Source organism: Paenibacillus sp. FSL W8-1187, from assembly GCF_037965485.1.
Lineage (GTDB): Bacteria > Bacillota > Bacilli > Paenibacillales > Paenibacillaceae > Paenibacillus_O > Paenibacillus_O pasadenensis.
In genome coordinates, this window is the sequence record NZ_CP150181.1 from 3,005,932 (window position 1) to 3,023,529 (window position 17,598).

Genomic DNA, 17,598 nt, shown 5'->3' on the forward strand with positions numbered 1-17,598 from the left:
GAGGACGGCCTCCGGTCCGTCATCCCGCCGAATCCAGCAGGGACGCGCGGCGGGCGCGCAGCGCCGCCAGCTCCCGCTCGGCCTTGCCCGCTTCCGTCTCCAGCCGCCGCCGAAGCTGGCGAGCCTCGCCCAGCAGGCGTTCGTTGCTATCCCTCGCGCCGTTGATCTTGCCCTGGACATGCCAGTCCATGAACAGCCCGTCCAGCAAATAATCGCCGAGCCGGGCTCCGTCGCTGATCGCGATGTCGAACGAGGCGGCCTCGCCGACATCGGCCAGCTCCTTGTGCAGCCGCCGCGCCGCCGAGCGCGCGCCGACCAGCGCCTCCTGCGCCTCGTCGAGCCGGCCATGCTTGGCCGCTGTCGCGATCACGCCGCCGCCGAGCATGTCGTACGTGCCCCAGGCGGCCGCCGACTCCAGCCGGTCCACCGCGCGCTCCAGCTGCGAGACGAGCGCGCCCGCCGCATGAATCGCCTCGCGCAGCTCCGCGAGCAGCGCCTGCCTGGCGCGGAGCTGGCCGTCGACTTCCCGCACGCCGGCGGCGACGGCGGGGAACGCGCTCAAGACGAGCCGCTCCCGCTCGCTGCGGATCGCCTCGCTGCCGCCCGCCGCAGGAGCGAGCTCTCCGAGCCGGACGCTCGTCCGCGCCAGCATCTCGCGCAGCTCCTGCAGCTCCGCCTCGCCCTCCTTGACCTCGGCGGCCGCCCGCTCGGCTTCCAGCTGCTCCAGCTCCAGCTGCTCCTCCAAGCCTCCGCTGAGCCGCAGCCAGATCGAGCTCCAGCTGCGCTGCGACAGGCGCTCGACGTCCGCCGCTTCCTTGCCGTGCCGCACCAGACGCTCCGCCTGCCGCCGCTCCAGCTGCCAGATCTCGCGATCGAGCCGCTCGCGGCTGCGCTCCAGCACGCGCTGCTCCGATTCCGCCTCCAGCGCCTCGTCCAGCCGCCGTCCAAGCTCGCGGACGCGCTCCGCGACCGTCGCGTCCGACGCGTCCGGCCCGTCCGGCCCGGCGGCTCCATGGCCGCGATCTGTCGTCCTGTCGTCCATCGTCGTCCTCTCCTCTCGAATTGCAGCCCGCAATCTCTCATGCTATCATACCAGTCAGACCGGGCGCGCCCAAGCCCGAAGTTGAATTCGCGGGAGCCGCAGGCTTCCGCCGCGAGGAGGGACAACCGATGACCGCCGGCCGCTTCGCTCCGACTCCGTCGGGGCTCATGCATCTCGGCAACGCCCGCACCGCCTTGCTCGCCTGGCTCCAGATCCGCCGCCTCGGCGGCTCGTTCCTGCTCCGCATGGAGGACATCGACGGCCCGCGCTCGCGGCCCGACTACGCCGAGGCGGCGCTGCGCGACCTGCGCTGGCTCGGACTCGACTGGGACGAGGGGCCAGACAGCGGCGGCCCGCGCGGACCGTACACGCAGAGCGAGCGGCTCCCTCTTTACGAAGAAGCGCTGGAGCGGCTGCGCGCGCAGGGGCTGCTGTACCCGTGCTATTGCAGCCGCGCCGAGCTGGCCGCCGTCGCGAGCGCGCCCCATGGCCTGGCCTCGGAAGGGCCGGCCTATCCCGGCACCTGCCGCTGCCTGAGCGAGGAGGAGCGGCAGGAGCGCGCGCGGCGCAAGCAGCCGTCGCTGCGGTTCGCCGTGCCGCCGGAGCGGATCGTCCGCTTCGACGACGAAGTCGCCGGGCCGCAAGAGACGGCGCCCGGAGCGGGAGGCGACTTCGTCGTGCGGCGGGCGGACGGCATCTTCAGCTACCAGCTCGCGGTCGCCGTCGACGATGCCGCCATGGGCGTCACTCATGTGCTGCGCGGCAGCGATCTGCTCGACTCGACGCCGCGCCAGCTGCTGCTGCTCGAGGCGCTCGGCCATGCGGCGCCGCGCTACGCGCATGTGCCGCTGCTCATGGGGCCGGACGGCAAACGGCTTGCCAAGCGCCACGGCGGCATCTCGCTGCAGGCGCTGCGCGAGGCCGGCGTGCGGCCCGAGCGCGTCGTCGGCCTGCTCGCCCGCTGGAGCGGCCTGCTCGAGCGGGCCGAGCCGGTCATGCCGAGCGAGCTGATCGAGGCGGCGCGGGAGCGGCCTCTGCCGCTCGAGCCGGTCGTCGTGCGCGAGGAGGAGCTGCGCGGCATGCTCGGCGAATGAGGCGCATGCGGAGCTTGGGGCGCTTGAGGGGCTTGAGGCGGACCAGCCGCCTCTCTCGATGCTGGCCTAGAGCGTGTTTGACTACTCCGAAGGAAGCCGATAGATCCGAATTTTTGGTCCCTGCGAGGAACGTAGGCGAAGGCGTACCTGGAGTACGTCGAGTCTGCGTGGCAAAGCAGGGGGCAAAAAGGCGGTGATAGATGCCCTGGGCGTGTTTGCAAACACGCCCTAGCCAAGCCCAACAGGCGTTTTGCGGCGGCGGCCCTCTTGGCCGCCCGCAAAACGCCTGTTTTCGCCATCTAGGCCCCTCTGGCCGCGCTCGACCTGCCCGCAGTCGCGCCGTAAAAGCCGAGCCTCGTCTAGCCCGAGATCAGGAAAGGCAGTCCGTCCCGCCAGCCGATCTCGGTCATCGACAAGTACCAGGAGCGCCCCATGTCGCCATTCCCCTGATAATACAAGTACGTCCGCCCGTCTTCGTCCGTGAACAGGAACGGATGTCCGGACTCGCTCGAGTTCCAGCTGCCGGGCTCCCCGTTCGGCAGGAACGGCTCGTCGAAAAGCCGCGTCCAGCAGATGCCGTCGTCGCTGACCGCGCAGCCGATCTGCTGCGGGCGGTTGTTGTAGGCGCCGCCGTAGAACATGTACAGCCTGCCGTCGCGCTCGCAGACCGCAGCCGCCTCGATGCATTCCTCCTCCCAGGGAAGCTCCGGCCGGAGGATCGGAGCGTCGCAGGCCTGCGTCCAGGCTTCCCGGCCGAATCCGGAATCCAGCTCCGCGGCGGCGACTCCTTGCAGCTGGATCCTGCCTTGCGGATCGCGGGTGGCGAAGTACAGCAGCAGCTTGCCCCGAAACGGAATCGCCTCCGCGTCGATCGCCCTGCCGTTGTTCCACTGCCCTGTCGGGCGGAACACCGGGTTCGAGCCGTTCTTCTCGAAGCGGATGCCGTCCTCCGACACCGCGTGGCAGATCGCGTCGAGCGGCCCGTTGCCGTACGTCTGATAGAACAGATGGATCCTCCCGTCCAGCACGACCGCCCCGGGCGCGCAGATTCCGTTCCGCTCGCACTGCTGCTCCAGCGGCACTTCGCCGAGCTTGCTCCAGCTGACCCGATCCTCGCTGGCCGCGATGCCGATTCCCCACGCTCCGGCATCGTCCGTGCCGGCTTGCGGCCCGATCGAGTAGTAGAGAAGATATCTTCCGCCATGCTTGACGACCGCAGGATCCTTGGCGAAAGGCCTGCCCCGGTCCAGGTCCGTGAACATCATCACTTCCGAACGCCTCCTCTTCGCTGCGGCAAGCGGGCTTGCCCTCGCCCGCTTGCCGGCTGCTCCGCTATCTCCTTCTGCACGTTGAAAGCGGATTCCTGCCTGCCGCAGCCTCTGCCGCAGCCTGGCGCGCGGCCCGCGTCCTAGCGGAGCTCGCGCGCTAGGCGTCCGGACAGCCGCAGCGCGTTGCCCACGACAGTGACCGAGCTGAGCGCCATCGCCGCTCCGGCCATCCACGGCTCCAGCAGGCCGCAGGCGGCGACGGGCACCATGACGACATTGTAGAGGAAAGCAAAGCCGAGATTCTGCTTGATGTTGCGCATCGTCAGCCGGCTCGCCGCGATCGCGCCGTGGATGCCCGTCAGGCTCGGCCGCAGCAGCGCGACATGGCCGGCATCCAGCGCGGCGTCGGTGCCGCCGGCCATCGCGAAGCCGGCATCGGCCGCCGCGAGCGCCGGCGCGTCGTTCCAGCCGTCGCCGGCCATCGCGACGACGCGCCCTTGGCGCTGCAGCGCGCGGATCTGCTGCAGCTTGTCTTCCGGCAGCATGCCGGCCTTCCAGCGGACGATGCCCGCCTCCCGCGCCGCGGCGGCTGCCGGTCCGGCGCTGTCGCCGGTCGCCAGCCAGACGTCCAGCCCGGCCATCCGCAGCGCCTGCACCGCCTCCGGCGACTCCCGCTTGAGCCGGTCGCCGAGCGCGAGCGCGCCGATGCAGTCGCGGCCGAGCGCGACGAACAGCACCGTCTCGCCCTGCGCCTCGCGGATCGCCGCGAAGTCCTCCGCCCGCTTCATGCCGCTCCAGCGCTCCTGCTGGGCCAGCTGCCTGCCGCCGACGGCGACCCGCCCCTCCACGCAGTCCGCGGCTACGCCGTAGCCCGTCCACTCGATCCGGTTGTCGGCGGCAGGCGGCACGAGCCCGCGGCGCCTCGCCTCCTCGCGGACGGCCGCCGCATACGGATGCGGCGACTCCGCTTCGGCGGCGGCGGCCAGCTTCAGCACGGCGGCAGCGCTCCAGCCCGGCGCGGGCTGCATGCCGGCGACGCAAGGCCTGCCTTCGGTCAGCGTGCCCGTCTTGTCCAGCAGCACGACCTCCACCTTGGCCAAGCTTTCCAGCGCCGAAGCCTCCTTGACGATGACGCCGCGGCGCGCCAGCTTGCCGGAGGCGATGACGAGCGAGATCGGCGTCGCCAGCCCGAGCGCGCACGGACAGGCGACGAGCAGCACCGCCAGCGCGCTCAGCGCCGCCTGCGAGCCGTCTCCCGGAGCGAGCCAGAGCGCCCAGGCGGCGTAGGTCAAGGCGGATGCGAGCAGCATGAGCGGCACGAACCGAGCGGATATGCGGTCCACCTTGCGCTGGATGCCGGTCTTGGACGCCTGCGCCTGGCGCAGCAGCGCGTCGATCCGGCTCAGCAGCGTGCCTTCGCCGGTCGTCTCGGTGCGGATGCGCAGCGTATCGCCGCGGTTCGTCGTGCCCGCCCAGACGCGGCTGCCGGGACGCTTGGAGACGGCGCGGCTTTCGCCCGTCAGCAGCGATTCGTCGACCTCCGACTGCCCTCCCGTCACCAGCCCGTCCACCGGCACGAGGCCGCCCGGCGCGACGAGCACGATATCTCCGTCGCGGACGCTCGATGCCGGCACCCGCCGCGCCTCCTCGGCCCGCAGCACGGTGATCTCCTCCGCCTTGAGCTTGGCGTAGCCGTCGCTCTCCCGCAGCGCCCGCGCCGCCGAGCGGGATTCCATGTACTTGCCGAGCAGCACGGCCGTGATGACGACCGCTCCGGTATCGAAGTACAGCGGGAGCATGCCGTCCGGATGCGCGCCCGAGGAGGAGGCATGGGCGAACACGACATAGTGGCTGTACAGATAGGCGGCGGACGTCCCGAGCGCGACGAGCACGTCCATGTTGGCGCTGCCGGCCCGCAGCGCGCTCCAGGCATTCTGGTAGAAAGGCAGGCCGACGCCGAACTGGATCGCCGTCGCCAGCCCGAGCTGCACCCAGCCGCTGCGGATGAAATCCGGCAGCGGGAGGAAGGAAAGGGCCGCGTAATGCCCGGCCATCGCCCACAGCAGCGGCAGCGTCAGCAGCGCCGAGACGAGCAGCCGCAAGCGCAGCGTCCGCATCGCGGCGTACTCGGCGCTCCGGTCGCCCGGATCCGAGACGCCGAAGCCGAGCCGGCGGATCCGCTCCTTGATCGCCTCCGCCTCGAGCTCGTCCGGAGCATAGCGGATCCAGGCCCGGCGGGAGGCATAGCTGACCGCAGCCTCCTGCACGCCGCCGAGCTTGCCGAGCGATTTCTCGATGCGGACCGCGCATGCCGAGCAGCTCATCCCCTGGATGCCCAGATCGAGAGCCGTTCCCTTGTTTCCTTCCATCTCCAGCCTCTCCCTTCGCCGCACGGCCTGGCCTCAGACTCTCGCAGCCTTCCCTAGATTCATAGAATCGCTTACCCTACTCTATGGCGCCATCGGGCCGAATTATGCGGATGCAGCGCAAAAGTTGCCCGCGGCCTCTCCCGAAGGAGCAACATTTCGTCCTTCCTGCCGATATAGGGGAGAAGGCGCAGCCAAGCGCCACTAGGACAACAAGAAGGAGCTTTCCTCTACATGACCGACCGAATGACGACCCAGCTGCTGCAGCTCCCCTCCAGCGCCAAGCAGCGGACAGCCGCAGCCGTCTCTGCCGCGCTGCTCGCCGCCATCTCCATCGCCGCGCTGCCCTTCGGGCAGCATCCGATCGGCACGATCCAGCCTTTCCTGCCGGCGTTCATCGCCTGGTTCATCTTCGCCGACCTGCTGACGGCGCATCTGCTGTTCAGCCAGTACCGCGCCGCCGGCAGCCGGGCGACGCTCGTCCTCGCCGCGACGTATCTGTACAGCGGCCTCATCATCGTGCCGCATATCCTGACGTTTCCCGGCGTCTTCAGCGAGAATGGCCTGTTCGGAGCCGGGCCGCAAACTTCCGTCTGGCTCTGGACGCTCTGGCATGCCGGATTCCCGATCGGCCTCATCGCCTATCTGGCCGTCGCCCGCTTCGAGCGCGGCCGCCCGCCAGGCAGGGGCAGCATGCCCCTCGCCCTGCTGGCAGGAGCGGCATCGATCGCGCTCGTGACGGCGCTGACGCTCGTCGCGCTGCTCGCCCATGACCATCTGCCGATCCTGCTCGACGAGAGCAGGTTCACGCCGCTGCTCAGCCAAGGGATCGGACCGGTCATCTGGCTGTTCAGCGCCATCGCGCTCGTCCTGCTCTGGACGCTGCAGCGCGGCCGCACCGTGCTGAACCTGTGGCTGACCGTCGCGATGCTCGCCTTCATGCTCGACATCACGCTCACGGTATTCGCCGGCGCCCGCTACTCGCTCGGCTGGTATCTCGCGCGGGTCAACTCGCTCGTCTCCGCCTTCGCCATCATCTGCGCGATCATCTATGAGGTGAACCGGCTCTACGTCCGGCTTGCCCGGCATCAGGAGGATCTGCTGCAGACGCAGGAGGAGCTGCATGCGCTCAACGACGAGCTGAGCCGGCTGTCGCAGCTCGACGGCCTGACCGGCATCGCCAACCGCCGCCGCTTCGACGAGCTGCTCGCCCGCCACCTGACCGAGTCGCGCCGCACCGGCGCCCCGTTCAGCCTGCTGCTGCTGGACATCGACTTTTTCAAGGCGTACAACGACCATTACGGCCATCAGCAAGGGGACCGCATCCTCAAGCAGACCGCGCGGCTCATCGAGGATCGGATCGCCCCGGGCCCGGCTTCCGCGGCCCGTTACGGCGGCGAGGAATTCGCCGTGCTGCTGCCCGGCTCCGGCAGCCATGACGCGGTGCAGGCCGCCGAAGCGATCCGGCGGGCCATCGAGGAGGCCGCGATGCTCCATGAGCAGTCGCGAGTCGCCCCCAGCGTGACGCTCAGCATCGGCGTCGCGTCGATCGAGACGGGCCAGCCTCGGGAAGAGACGCGGCCAGCCGCCGCCGCGTCCGCCGCCGGAGCCGCTGCCGCAGGCAAGTCCGGCGCCGCCCGGGACTCGGCTGCGGGAGCGGCATCGCCGGATTCCGGCGAAGGCTCCGGGGCGACGGCCGAGGCCGCCGAGCTGATCGGGCGCGCCGACCGGGCGCTTTACCGCTCCAAGGATGCCGGACGCAACCGGGTCACGCTGGACGAAGGCACGGGAAGTTCCTCCTTCGCTTGAAGCCATGGAAGCCGCCGCGCAGCGCGGCATAAAAACGTAAAGGGACGCAGGCGGAAAATTCCGCCTGCGTCCCTTTTTCACTTCAACGATCCCCATCCTAGCGCCCGGTCACGATCTCCCCCGGCCAGGACAGCATGCCGCCCTCGACGTTGACCGCGTCGTAGCCGATCGCGTTCAGATAGTCGCAGGCGCGTCCGCTGCGCGCGCCGCTGCGGCAGATGAGCCAGATCGTGCCGTCCTCCGGACGGAGCTCGTCCATGCTCTCCTGCAGGCGCGAAAGCGCGACATGGCGCGCCTCGGCGATATGCCCGTCCTCCCATTCCTCGTCCTCGCGCACGTCCACGAGATTGATCGCTTCGCCTTGCTCGAGCCGCTTCAGCAGCTCCTCTGTCGTCTGCACCTTGCTCACTGCTCCGATTCCCCTTCCAGCTTCTCCCTGATTTTAGCTCCATACTCCGCATGCGCGGCCAAGTGGTCCCAGCCGCGGGAGCCGGACAGCGCCTGCAGCCGCATCCGCTTGAGCGACAGCTGCTGGCCGAGGCTGCGGCGCTCCTCCTCGTCGCGGCATAGCGCCAGCAAGCCGTTCAGGCTGGCGATGTCGCGCGAGAGCTGCACCTCCTCGGGCACCATGCCCGCATTTTTGAGCATGCGGTAGCCGGCTCGCAGCTCCTCCGGCACATGCGCCAGATCGTCGAGCTCGAGCGGCCTGCCTTTGCCTGCCAGCCCTTCGAATTCCCCTCTCTCCATCGCCTCGCGAATCTTCTCTTCGGCGATCCGGTAGAGGAAGTCCATCAGAGGCGGACCGCCGTGCCGCTGCAGGTGACCATCAGCATGCCGTCGCGCACGACCTCGTAGTCGAGATCGACGCCGACGATCGCGTTGGCGCCGAGGCTCGACGCCTGCTGGCGCATCTCCTCGATGGCGATGTCGCGCGCCTGCTTCAGCTTGCCCTCGTAAGCGCCGGAGCGGCCGCCTACCACATCCGTGATCGAAGCGAGGAAGTCCCTCACCACGTTCGCTCCCATGATCGCCTCTCCGTTCACGATGCCCACATACTCGCGGATCGGCCGGCCCTCTACGGACGGCGTCGTCGTAATCAGCATATCGCTTCCTCCTCATTGGATATCGGCTGCCCGGCGCTCCTCACGGAGCGCTCTCCGTCCATTCTACCTCCAGCAGCCGGCCCTCTTCAACCCGCACGCGGCAGACGACCGCCGCCGGCACGCCGGACTTCGGCTCGAGCACGAGCTTGAAGCGATGCTCCACCGAGCCGCTTTGGCCCGGAAAGGCTCCTTCGTAGCGGTAGTCCCGGATGCCGGCTCCATACTTCTTCATCGTCTGCTCGACCGCGAGCCTGCCCCATCTCGCATAGGCAGGAGCCGCATGCGAAGGCGCCGCTGCGACAAGCGCCGGGACCGCTCCCCCTGCCGGCCCCTCCGCTGACGCCCCCGCCGCGCAGGCGCTGCCCGCAACGGCGGCCAGCAGCCCCGTTCCGACCGCCAGTCCTGTCAGGATCGCTTTCATGCGCCCGCCTCCTTTCGTTTTCCCTAGCTTTTCCCGTGAAAAGAAAAAGCATCCTGCCCGATGAGGGCAGGATGCTCGCTGTCGCGGCGGATCCGCGCATCCTGCCCAAGAGGGCGGGATGCGGGAGCCGTCATTCCGCAGCCGGAGAGGCGGCGACGCCATCGCGCTGCCGCTTGGCGCGGCGGCGGTTCAGGAACTCGTACACGACCGGCACGATGATGAGCGTCAGCAGCGTCGAGCTGATGAGGCCGCCGATGACGGTCACGCCGAGTCCTTTGGAGATGAGCGCTCCCGACTCGAAGCCGAACGCCAGCGGCAGCAGCGCGCCGACCGTGGCGAGCGCGGTCATCAGGATCGGACGCAGGCGCGTGCCTGCCGCCTCGAGCAGCGCCTCGCGCACGCTCAGCCCGTCACGCTCCATGTGGATGACGCGGTCGATGAGCACGATCGCGTTCGTGACGACGATCCCGATCAGCATGAGCATGCCGATGAGCGCGGTGACGCTGACCGTCTCGCCGGCGATCAGCAGGCCGACCAGCGCGCCGATGACGGTGAACGGCAGCGAGAACAGGATCGTGAGCGGCGTCAGCGCGCCGCCGAACGTGATGACGAGCACGAGGTAGACGACCGCGATCGCGACGAGGATCGCCAGGCCGAGCTGGCGGAACGACTCGTTGATGTCCTCGGTCACGCCGCCCATCTCGACGTCGACGTTCGCCGGCAGCTGCAGGCCGTCGATGACCGCCTGCACGTCGCGCGACGCCTTGCTGATGTCGCTCGACGTCACGTCGGCCGTCACGTCGGCGTAGACGCGGTCGCCTTTGCGGGTGATCGTGTTCGGCGACGTGCCTTCCTCGATCGTCGCGACGTCGGACAGCTTGACCGTCGTGCCGAGCGGCGTGACGATCGGCGTGTTCTCCAGCGCGGCCTTGTCCGCGTACGTCCGCTCCTCGGTCTTGAGGTAGACGTTCAGATTGCTGCCGTCTTTCTCGATCGTCGTCACGAGCGGACGCTCGCGGACCGGGCTGAGCGCCATCGCCAGCTGGCCGGCGCTGAGCGCGTTCTCGCTGAGCTTTTTCTTATCGGCGACGATGCGGTACTGCTCATATGTCTCCGACAGGCTCGTATCGAGGTTGGTCAGATGCTCGATGCCGTCCAGCTTCTGCTTGAGGTCGGATACGACCGGCTCCAGCGCCGCCATGTCCGGCCCGAAGGCGGTGACGGTCAGGCTGCTGCCGCCGAGGCCGCCGCCAGTGAAGTCCTGCTGCTTCCATTCGCCCTTGCTGCCGCTTTCCTGCAGCAGCTCGACGACGCGCTCCTTCTCGGCGTCGAACTCCTTGTAGTCGGAGCTGTACCGGAGGTTGAACAGCGCCTGCTTGGAAGCGCCCGGATTCAGCGGGTTGCCGCCGCCGATGGAGTATTGCACGATCTCCACGCCTTCGCGCTCCAGCAGCTTTTTCTCCGCGTCCAGCGCGTATTTCTCCACGTCCTCCAGCTTCTCGCCCGGCGCCGGGTTGTACGTGACGATCATGGAGTTGTCGCCCGTATTCGGGATGAAGCTGACGCCGATGAGCGGGAACAGGAACAGGCTGCCGACGAGCAGCAGCGTCGCCGCTCCGAAGCTGATGCCCTTGTGGTCGAGCGTCCAGTTGAGCAGGCGCTTGTAGCTGTTCGCCAAGCGGCTCGGCTTGTCCTCGTGCTTCGTGCCCTTGAGTCCCTTGCGGAACATCATGTGGGCGAGCATCGGCACGATCGTGATCGCGACGAGCAGCGAGGCGAGCAGCGCGAAGACGATCGTCAGCGCGAACGGCAGGAAGATCTCGCCGATCGGGCCCGTGACGAGGCCGAGCGGCAGGAACACCGCGATCGTCACGATGGTCGAGGCGAGGATCGGCACGAACATCTCGCGCGTCGACTCGAGGATGAGCGATTTGCCCGTCAGCTTCTCGCCGGACATCGCCATGCGCCGGTAGATGTTCTCGATGACGACGATCGAGTCGTCGACGACCCGCCCGATCGCGACGGTCATCGCGCCGAGCGTCATGATGTTGAGCGTGATGTCCATCTCCTGCAGGACGAGCACCGCGATCAGCAGCGACAGCGGGATCGAGACGACCGCGATGATCGTCGAGCGCAGGTCGCGCAGGAAGATGAGGATGATGAGCACCGCGAACGCCGCGCCGAGCACCGCCTTGGACAGCATCGTCTCGACGGACTCCTTGATCGGCTTGCCCTGGTCGAGCGTCACCGTGGAGCTGAGCCCCTCATGGCTGCCGGCCAGCTCGGCCATGCGCTCCGATACGGCGTCGGAGACGTCGACCGTGTTGGCGTCGGCCGCCTTGACGATCGAGACGCCGATCGCGTCCTTCCCGTTCGTGCGGGAAATGGATTCCGCCTTATCGAGCACGGTCACGTCGGCGACCTGGCTCAGCTTGACGGTCGGCAGCTTGACGCCGCCTGCCGCCGCTCCGCCAGCTGCTCCGGCTGCGCCGCCTTGGCCTGCGCCAGCCTCTGCGCCGGCACCGCCTGGCGCTGCGCCGCCTTGGCCCGCGCCGGCACCCGCGCCGGCAGCTCCGGCTCCGCCTGCGGCGGACGGCAGCAGCGGGATCTCGACGTTCAGCAGATCCTGCTCGGTCAGCACGCGGCCGTCGACGACGACCGATTTCTCGGCGTCGCCGAACGGGAAGATGCCGAGCGGCACGCTGACGGCGGCCGCCTTGATCGCATTTTGCACCGATTCCGGGGTCAGGCCGTACTTGGCCAGCTCCTCGGCCTTATAGCTGAGCTCCGCCTCGGTCACGTTCTGGCCGGAAATCTGCACGGACGCGACGCCCTCCACGGACTTCAGCTCCGGCAGGATCTCGTCCTCGACCGTCTTGGTCAGCGCGACCAGATCCTGCGAGTCGCTGGAGATGCTGAGCGACAGCACCGGGAAGGCGTTCAGGCTGATCCGCGACACGCCCGGATCCTGGATGCCCTCCTTGAAGTCGAGCCCGTCCAGCGCCTTGCGCACCTCGTCCTGGGCTTTGTCCATATCCTTGCTGTAGTCGTACTCGATGATGATCGACGAGGCGTTCTCCATCGAGGTGGACATGACGTCCTTGACGCCGTCCAGATTGCGGGTCGCCTGCTCGATCGGCAAGGTGACCTCGTTCATGATCTCCTCGGGCGAAGCCCCCGGATAGACGGTCGTCACGCTGACGATCGGCACCGTAATGTCCGGCAGCGTCTCCATCTTCATGTTCGTGCCGGCGTAGACGCCTCCGAACAGGACGATGATCGTCATGATCCATAGCGCGAACTTGTTGTTCAAGGAAAAATTGATGATGCTCTTCAAGCCGACATCCACTCCTTTTCTCTATCAAGCGAAAAATATCGTTGCTCTATGGTCAACGCGGCCGCAGCCGCGATGCTCCCCCTACCCGCGCAGCCGATAGCCGACTCCCCAGACGGTCTCGACATACTTCGGCTCGGACGGCGACTCCTCCAGCTTCTCGCGCAGGCGGCGGATGTGCACCGTCACCGTCGCGATGTCGCCGAGCGAGTCGTAGCCCCAGATGCGCTCGAACAGCTCCTCTTTGCTGTATACCTTGCCCGGATGGGAGGCGAGCAGCTGAATCAGCTCGAACTCCTTGTTCGTGAGGCCCTTCTCCTCGCCGTTGACGAATACGCGATGCGACGCCTTGTCGATGAGCAGCCCGCGCACGCGGATCTGCTCCTGGACGGCGCCGGACTGTCCGGTCAGACGGTCGTAGCGGCTCAAGTGCGCCTTCACGCGCGCGACCATCTCCCCCGGACTGAACGGCTTGGTCATGTAGTCGTCCGCGCCGAGCCCGAGGCCCCGGATCTTGTCGATATCCTCCTTGCGGGCGGTGATCATCAGGATCGGGACCTCCTTGTCCTGACGGATCCGCCGGCAGATCTCGAAGCCGTCGAGCATCGGCAGCATGACATCCAGCACGATGAGGTCGAACCGCTCGTTGAGCGCCCGCTCCAGCCCGCTGTCGCCCCGATGCTCGATGCTGACGGCGAACCCGTAGCTTTCGAGATAATCGCGCTGAAGCTCCGCGATGGAGCTCTCGTCTTCGATGATGAGGATCTTCTTCACGGCTGAGCCTCCTTTTCCCGGTCCGCGGCGAGCGGCAGCTCGATGACGAACGCCGCTCCGCCATGCGGACGATTGGCCGCCTCGATCTTGCCGCCGTGCTCCTCCACAATCTGGCGGACGATCGCGAGGCCGAGGCCGCTGCCGCCGGTTTCCGAGCTGCGGGACAGCTCGGCCCGATAGAAGCGGTCGAACAGATGCGGCAGCGCGGCATCCTCGATGCCCGGCCCGTTGTCCTCGACCGTCAGGCGGGCGAAGCCGCCGCGCGCCTCCAGCGTCGCCGATACGGCAGGCGGATCGCTCCGATCCGGCCCTCGCATCGACATGTACTTCGCGCTGTTGTCGAGCATGTTGCCGAGCGCTCGGCTGAGCTTTTCCGCATCCGCCCGCACAGGCAGCGGCGACTCGCCGGCCTTCACGGCCAGCGCGATGCCCCGCTTCTCCATCTCGAAGTGCTGGTCCTCCATATAGTGGACTACGAACGCCCGCAGGTCCATCCGCGCGAAGTGGAACTCTTCCTTGTGCAGGTCGAGCTTGGAATAGAGGAACAGCTCGTCGATCAGCCGGTCCATCCCGTCCGCCTTGGCGTAGACGGTGCGGATGTACTTCTCCTGCTTCTCCGGGGTGTTGGCGACGCCGTCCATGATGCCCTCGATGTAGCCTTTGATCGCGGTGATCGGCGTCTTGAGGTCATGCGAGATGTGCGACAGCAGCATCTTGCGGTTCTCCTCGTACTGCTGCATCTGCTGGATCGTATCCTTGAGGCGCTGCCGCATCTCCTCGAACGCCGTCCCGACCTCGCCGAGCTCGTTGCGCGAGCGGGGCAGCGGCACCGGCTCGAGATTGCCCTCCTTGAGCGACAGCGCGGCGTCGCGCAGCGTCGACAGCGGCCGCACGATGCTGCGCGAGACGACGACCGTCATGAACACGCTGACGAGCCCGACGAGCAGCAGCAGGCCGAGCCCGCTCACCGGCTGCCAGATGACCGGGATGTCGTCCTTGCGGAAGATGAGCGCCGCCTCCGACGCGGTTCCGTCGCCGAAGCGGAAGCCGGTCGTGAATACGCTGTACGAGAAGCCGCCGACCGTCATGTCGACGGAATGGCCCTTGCGGTCCGAAAACCAGGCTTGCGGATCCTTTCTCGCCTCCGCCAGTCCCGAGACGTACAGTCCGCGGCCCGGGATCGTCAGCACGAAGCCGCTGCCGACCGTCTCGAGCCGCTCGTCGATGTCGGCGACGTAGGACGCGTCGAGCAGCTTGTCCGCATCGTGGTTCAGCACGTACCACATCTCGCCGAGCTGCACCGACTGGCGGTACGTCTTGTCGCGGTTCTTCTCGAAGAAGTCGCGCATGTCCTCGTAGCCGAGCAGATAGATGACGAACATCGTCAAGATGCCGAGCAGCACGACTGGAATGGCCGCCATCGCGATGTAGGACAGCAGCAGCCTGATGCGGATCGACATCGGATCACCCCCTGAAGCTTTCGGTCCTGCTGCGCCATAACCAGTGTAACCGACAGATCTAAACGATTGCGGACGCAATTCTTACAAAAGTATAAACCATTTCCATCCGTTTCATCATGGATGCCGGAGGAACAGGCTTGGACGGCTGCGGAGCCAAAAACATCCCTGACCTGACCGCGCGGTCCCGATCCAACTGCCGATAACGATTGGCGCTAGGGAGCCCCTCAGACGCGAAAAGGCTCCCTCACGGGTGAATTTGGCGCTAGGGAGCCCCGCGCCCGGCCGCCGAGGGACGCCCCGAAGAAGTCCCTTTTCGCTAAAAAAGGACCCTCGGAGGGTCCTTCAAACGGCGGGGCCGGACCGGCTCTCCGAGCGTCTACGGGCACCGCCCGCGCCGGCGGCGGCAGCGCGCCCGGACGGCACCGCAGAAAGCGCGACGAAGGCGATCGAGAGCAACCACACGTAGCCGATCCAGAGCGGCAGGTCGGATGCGGCCATCGGCCCGCCGATGTCCCGCGCCATCGCCGCCGCCTTGTAGCCCGCCGCGAGCAGCGGCACGAGCGCGGCGCCGGCCAGCTTGCGCAGGATGCGGCCCGGACGGAGCAGCAGCCCGGCGGCGAACAGTCCGAACAGCAGCGAGCTGCAGGCGGCGACCAGCCAGAGCACGGGATTGTCCGGCGACGGGGCGAGCAGCAGCTTGGGCGCGAACAGCAGCAGGCCGCACGCTCCGGCGAGCGTCCAGCCGCCGAGCTTGGCGAGCGGCCGGACAGCCGGACGCGCCGGGCGCGCCGCGCGGGAGGCGCGTCGCCAGCGCGCGTAGTCCGCCGCGAGCCAGCACGCTCCGGCGAGCAGGCCGAGCAGCGAGAACAGGTACTGGAGCCAGCGATACAGCGGCAGCCCGGCATGACGCGCGTGCATCAGGTCGGACTGCCACAGCACGAACCAGCCATGCGTATGCGTCATCCCGTCGACGAGCAGATGGCTGAGGAAGCCGATATAAAGCGACAGCAGGAACCAGCCGGCCGCGCGCGGCGTCAGCAGCGGATCGCGCCGTTCGGCGAGCCGGTCGGCCGCGTAGCGGTCGAGCCGCAGCGCGGCCGGCAGCAGCCTCGGCAGCAGCGGCGCGAGCACGAAGCGCCAGGCGGCAGCGGCGGCGATGCTGAGCGGCACGCCGAGCAGCAGGAAGCCTTGCCACGAGTGGCCGATGGAGCGGAACGGCTCCATGGCGACGAAATACTCCATGTCCGGCGTCATGCTGCCGAGCAGCAGGCCGGACAGGCTGAGGCTCGGCGCGAGCCGGCGCAGCGGAACGGCGAACAGCGGATGCGAGAATGTGAACGGCATGGCGGCCTCCTTTCCCCCTGGACCCGAGCGCCGCCCTCCTCCGCGGTCTCGGGATGCCGGCGGCCTCTTTTCTGCTATGACGAGCGGCGGCTGGAAAAAGCTTCTTCCGAACGGAGGCCGACGGGATGCCGGCGCGTCGCGCCGCTTCGCCGGATGCGCTCCGGGCGAGCGGCAGACAGCCTGCTGCCGGATGAAAAACAAAAGCGGCGGCCGGAGCCTGGGCGTCGATGCCCGGACTCCGGCCGCTCTCATCACGGATTCAGCCTGCGCTCTCCGGCTCGCCTCGTCCACGGCGCAGCATGCCTCCGGCGAACAGCAGCGTGCCGATCCAGCCGCAAACCGAGGCGAACAGCAGCATCCAGCTCAGCGTCAGATGGCCGGAAAGGCCGGTGCTGAGCAGCGGCCCGACCGTGCCCCGGATGCCGAACAGCATGAGGTGGATCGAGAAGACGGCTCCCTCGCGCCCAGGCGCAAGTCGGAAAATGAACGCCAGGATGCCGATGTCCCAAATCGCCTCGCCCATGCCCTGGATGAAGTTGCCGAGCATGACCGCCTCGTAGGTGCCCCAAAGGCCGTACAGCATCGGCACGACCGCATAGGCGCCGATGCCGGCGAGCAGCGTATAGCGGATGTCGAAGCGGTCCAGCATGCGCCCCGCCACCAGATAGGTGAGCAGCAGCGCCGTGAAGTAGGCGACGCGCGTCAGGCCGATCTCGGTGTTGGACAGGCCGAGGTAGGACACCTGGAAAATCTGGTAAAGCGGATACGCAAGCATGTTGCCGAAGCCGGCGAACATCGTCGCTCCGAGAAACGCGGCAAGCGGACGGTTGCTTTTGACGAGCTCCCACTGGGAGCGGGGGCTGAAGCGCGGCGGCGCCGTCCGCCGCGGCGGCTCCTTGCGCAGCTTCATCTTCTGGAACAGCAGGATCGAGGCGACGCCCATGAGCGATGCCGCCGCGAGCGGGCCCGACGGGCCGGATGCCTCCGCCCAGACGCCGACCAGATAGGACATCGGAATCATGAGCACGCCGGAGGCCATCCGCACGTAGCCCATCAGGCGTCCGCGCAGGTCGGGCGGATAGACCTTGGGCAGGAAGGCCGCGTAGGCCGGCGCCTGGATGCCCATCAGCAGCTGGAAGGCGAACGCCGTCGCCACGTACACCTGCGGATCCGGGAACAGGGCCGGGAGCAGGATGAGCAGCCGTCCGACCAGATTGGGCAGGACGACATAGGGCTTCGGCTTGCCGCTGCGCTCGATCAGCGCCGCCCACAGCGGGGAGAAGATGAGCCCGACAGCCGGCGCGGCGGCGAGCAGGCCCGCCTCCGCGTTGCTCGCCCCCTGCTTGAGCGCGAAGGTGATGAAAAACTGGTTCATGACGACGTTGAACAAGCTGAACAGGCAGGTCGCCGCAAGGTCGATCCTCGCGTTGAGCCAGACTCGCGGGCTCATGACCATGCCGAATTTCAGCAGACGGGCCCTTCCTGGCCGTCCTTCTGCTTGCACTTGATGCACCTTCGCTTCTTCGGTTGATCTCGCCGGACTGGCTCACGTCGCCTCGCCCGGCCGCATCCACATTATCTTC

General features: G+C 67.9%; 14 protein-coding genes. 2 read left to right on the plus strand and 12 right to left on the minus strand.

Annotated features, from left to right (window positions below):
• Positions 1 to 19: 19 nt before the first annotated feature.
• Positions 20 to 1,042, minus strand: a complete 1,023-nt coding sequence (locus NYE40_RS13040) for a hypothetical protein (protein ID WP_153783707.1) — start codon at positions 1,040 to 1,042, stop codon at positions 20 to 22.
• 128 nt (positions 1,043 to 1,170) lie between these two features.
• Here NYE40_RS13040 and gluQRS point away from each other — a divergent pair, with 128 nt between their 5' ends.
• A complete protein-coding gene (gluQRS, locus tag NYE40_RS13045; protein WP_101809199.1) occupies positions 1,171 to 2,136 on the plus strand; it encodes a tRNA glutamyl-Q(34) synthetase GluQRS in 966 nt (321 codons plus the stop codon).
• Positions 2,137 to 2,495: 359 nt separating this feature from the next.
• Here the strand turns inward: gluQRS and NYE40_RS13050 are convergent, their stop codons facing one another.
• Both NYE40_RS13050 and NYE40_RS13055 read right to left on the minus strand, forming a co-directional pair.
• Positions 2,496 to 3,401, minus strand: coding sequence for a glycoside hydrolase (locus NYE40_RS13050; RefSeq protein ID WP_339280052.1), 906 nt, complete (start codon positions 3,399 to 3,401; stop codon positions 2,496 to 2,498).
• A 143-nt stretch (positions 3,402 to 3,544) separates the two neighbouring features.
• On the minus strand, positions 3,545 to 5,773 hold the full coding sequence (locus NYE40_RS13055; protein WP_153783709.1) for a heavy metal translocating P-type ATPase: 2,229 nt from the start codon (positions 5,771 to 5,773) through the stop codon (positions 3,545 to 3,547).
• Positions 5,774 to 6,004: 231 nt separating this feature from the next.
• On the opposite strand from NYE40_RS13055, the gene NYE40_RS13060 reads away from it, so the two are divergent.
• Positions 6,005 to 7,579, plus strand: coding sequence for a GGDEF domain-containing protein (locus NYE40_RS13060; protein WP_153783710.1), 1,575 nt, complete (start codon positions 6,005 to 6,007; stop codon positions 7,577 to 7,579).
• A gap of 97 nt (positions 7,580 to 7,676) precedes the next feature.
• Here NYE40_RS13060 and NYE40_RS13065 read toward each other — a convergent pair whose 3' ends face one another.
• The 9 genes from NYE40_RS13065 to NYE40_RS13105 form a co-directional block, all read right to left on the minus strand.
• Positions 7,677 to 7,988: a rhodanese-like domain-containing protein gene (locus NYE40_RS13065; RefSeq protein WP_174817712.1), complete on the minus strand. Its 312-nt coding sequence runs from the start codon at positions 7,986 to 7,988 to the stop codon at positions 7,677 to 7,679.
• Positions 7,985 to 8,371 carry a DnaJ family domain-containing protein gene (locus tag NYE40_RS13070; RefSeq protein WP_028597347.1) on the minus strand — a complete coding sequence of 129 codons (387 nt, stop codon included), beginning with the start codon at positions 8,369 to 8,371 and terminating at the stop codon, positions 7,985 to 7,987. Before NYE40_RS13070 ends, NYE40_RS13065 begins: the two co-directional genes overlap by 4 nt.
• Complete coding sequence (locus tag NYE40_RS13075) at positions 8,371 to 8,682, minus strand: YbjQ family protein (RefSeq protein WP_028597348.1); 312 nt, start codon at positions 8,680 to 8,682, stop codon at positions 8,371 to 8,373. The genes NYE40_RS13070 and NYE40_RS13075 overlap by 1 nt, the downstream gene beginning before the upstream one ends.
• Positions 8,683 to 8,722: 40 nt before the next feature.
• Positions 8,723 to 9,103 carry a DUF3889 domain-containing protein gene (locus tag NYE40_RS13080; RefSeq protein WP_043110847.1) on the minus strand — a complete coding sequence of 127 codons (381 nt, stop codon included), beginning with the start codon at positions 9,101 to 9,103 and terminating at the stop codon, positions 8,723 to 8,725.
• Positions 9,104 to 9,233: 130 nt separating this feature from the next.
• Positions 9,234 to 12,440, minus strand: a complete 3,207-nt coding sequence (locus NYE40_RS13085) for an efflux RND transporter permease subunit (RefSeq protein ID WP_101809201.1) — start codon at positions 12,438 to 12,440, stop codon at positions 9,234 to 9,236.
• 81 nt (positions 12,441 to 12,521) lie between these two features.
• Positions 12,522 to 13,211 carry a response regulator transcription factor gene (locus NYE40_RS13090; RefSeq protein WP_101809202.1) on the minus strand — a complete coding sequence of 230 codons (690 nt, stop codon included), beginning with the start codon at positions 13,209 to 13,211 and terminating at the stop codon, positions 12,522 to 12,524.
• Positions 13,208 to 14,671, minus strand: coding sequence for a HAMP domain-containing sensor histidine kinase (locus NYE40_RS13095; RefSeq protein ID WP_101809203.1), 1,464 nt, complete (start codon positions 14,669 to 14,671; stop codon positions 13,208 to 13,210). Before NYE40_RS13095 ends, NYE40_RS13090 begins: the two co-directional genes overlap by 4 nt.
• A gap of 342 nt (positions 14,672 to 15,013) precedes the next feature.
• Complete coding sequence (locus NYE40_RS13100) at positions 15,014 to 16,015, minus strand: DUF4184 family protein (protein WP_339278545.1); 1,002 nt, start codon at positions 16,013 to 16,015, stop codon at positions 15,014 to 15,016.
• 259 nt (positions 16,016 to 16,274) lie between these two features.
• Positions 16,275 to 17,528, minus strand: coding sequence for an MFS transporter (locus NYE40_RS13105; protein WP_339278546.1), 1,254 nt, complete (start codon positions 17,526 to 17,528; stop codon positions 16,275 to 16,277).
• Positions 17,529 to 17,598 lie beyond the last annotated feature (70 nt).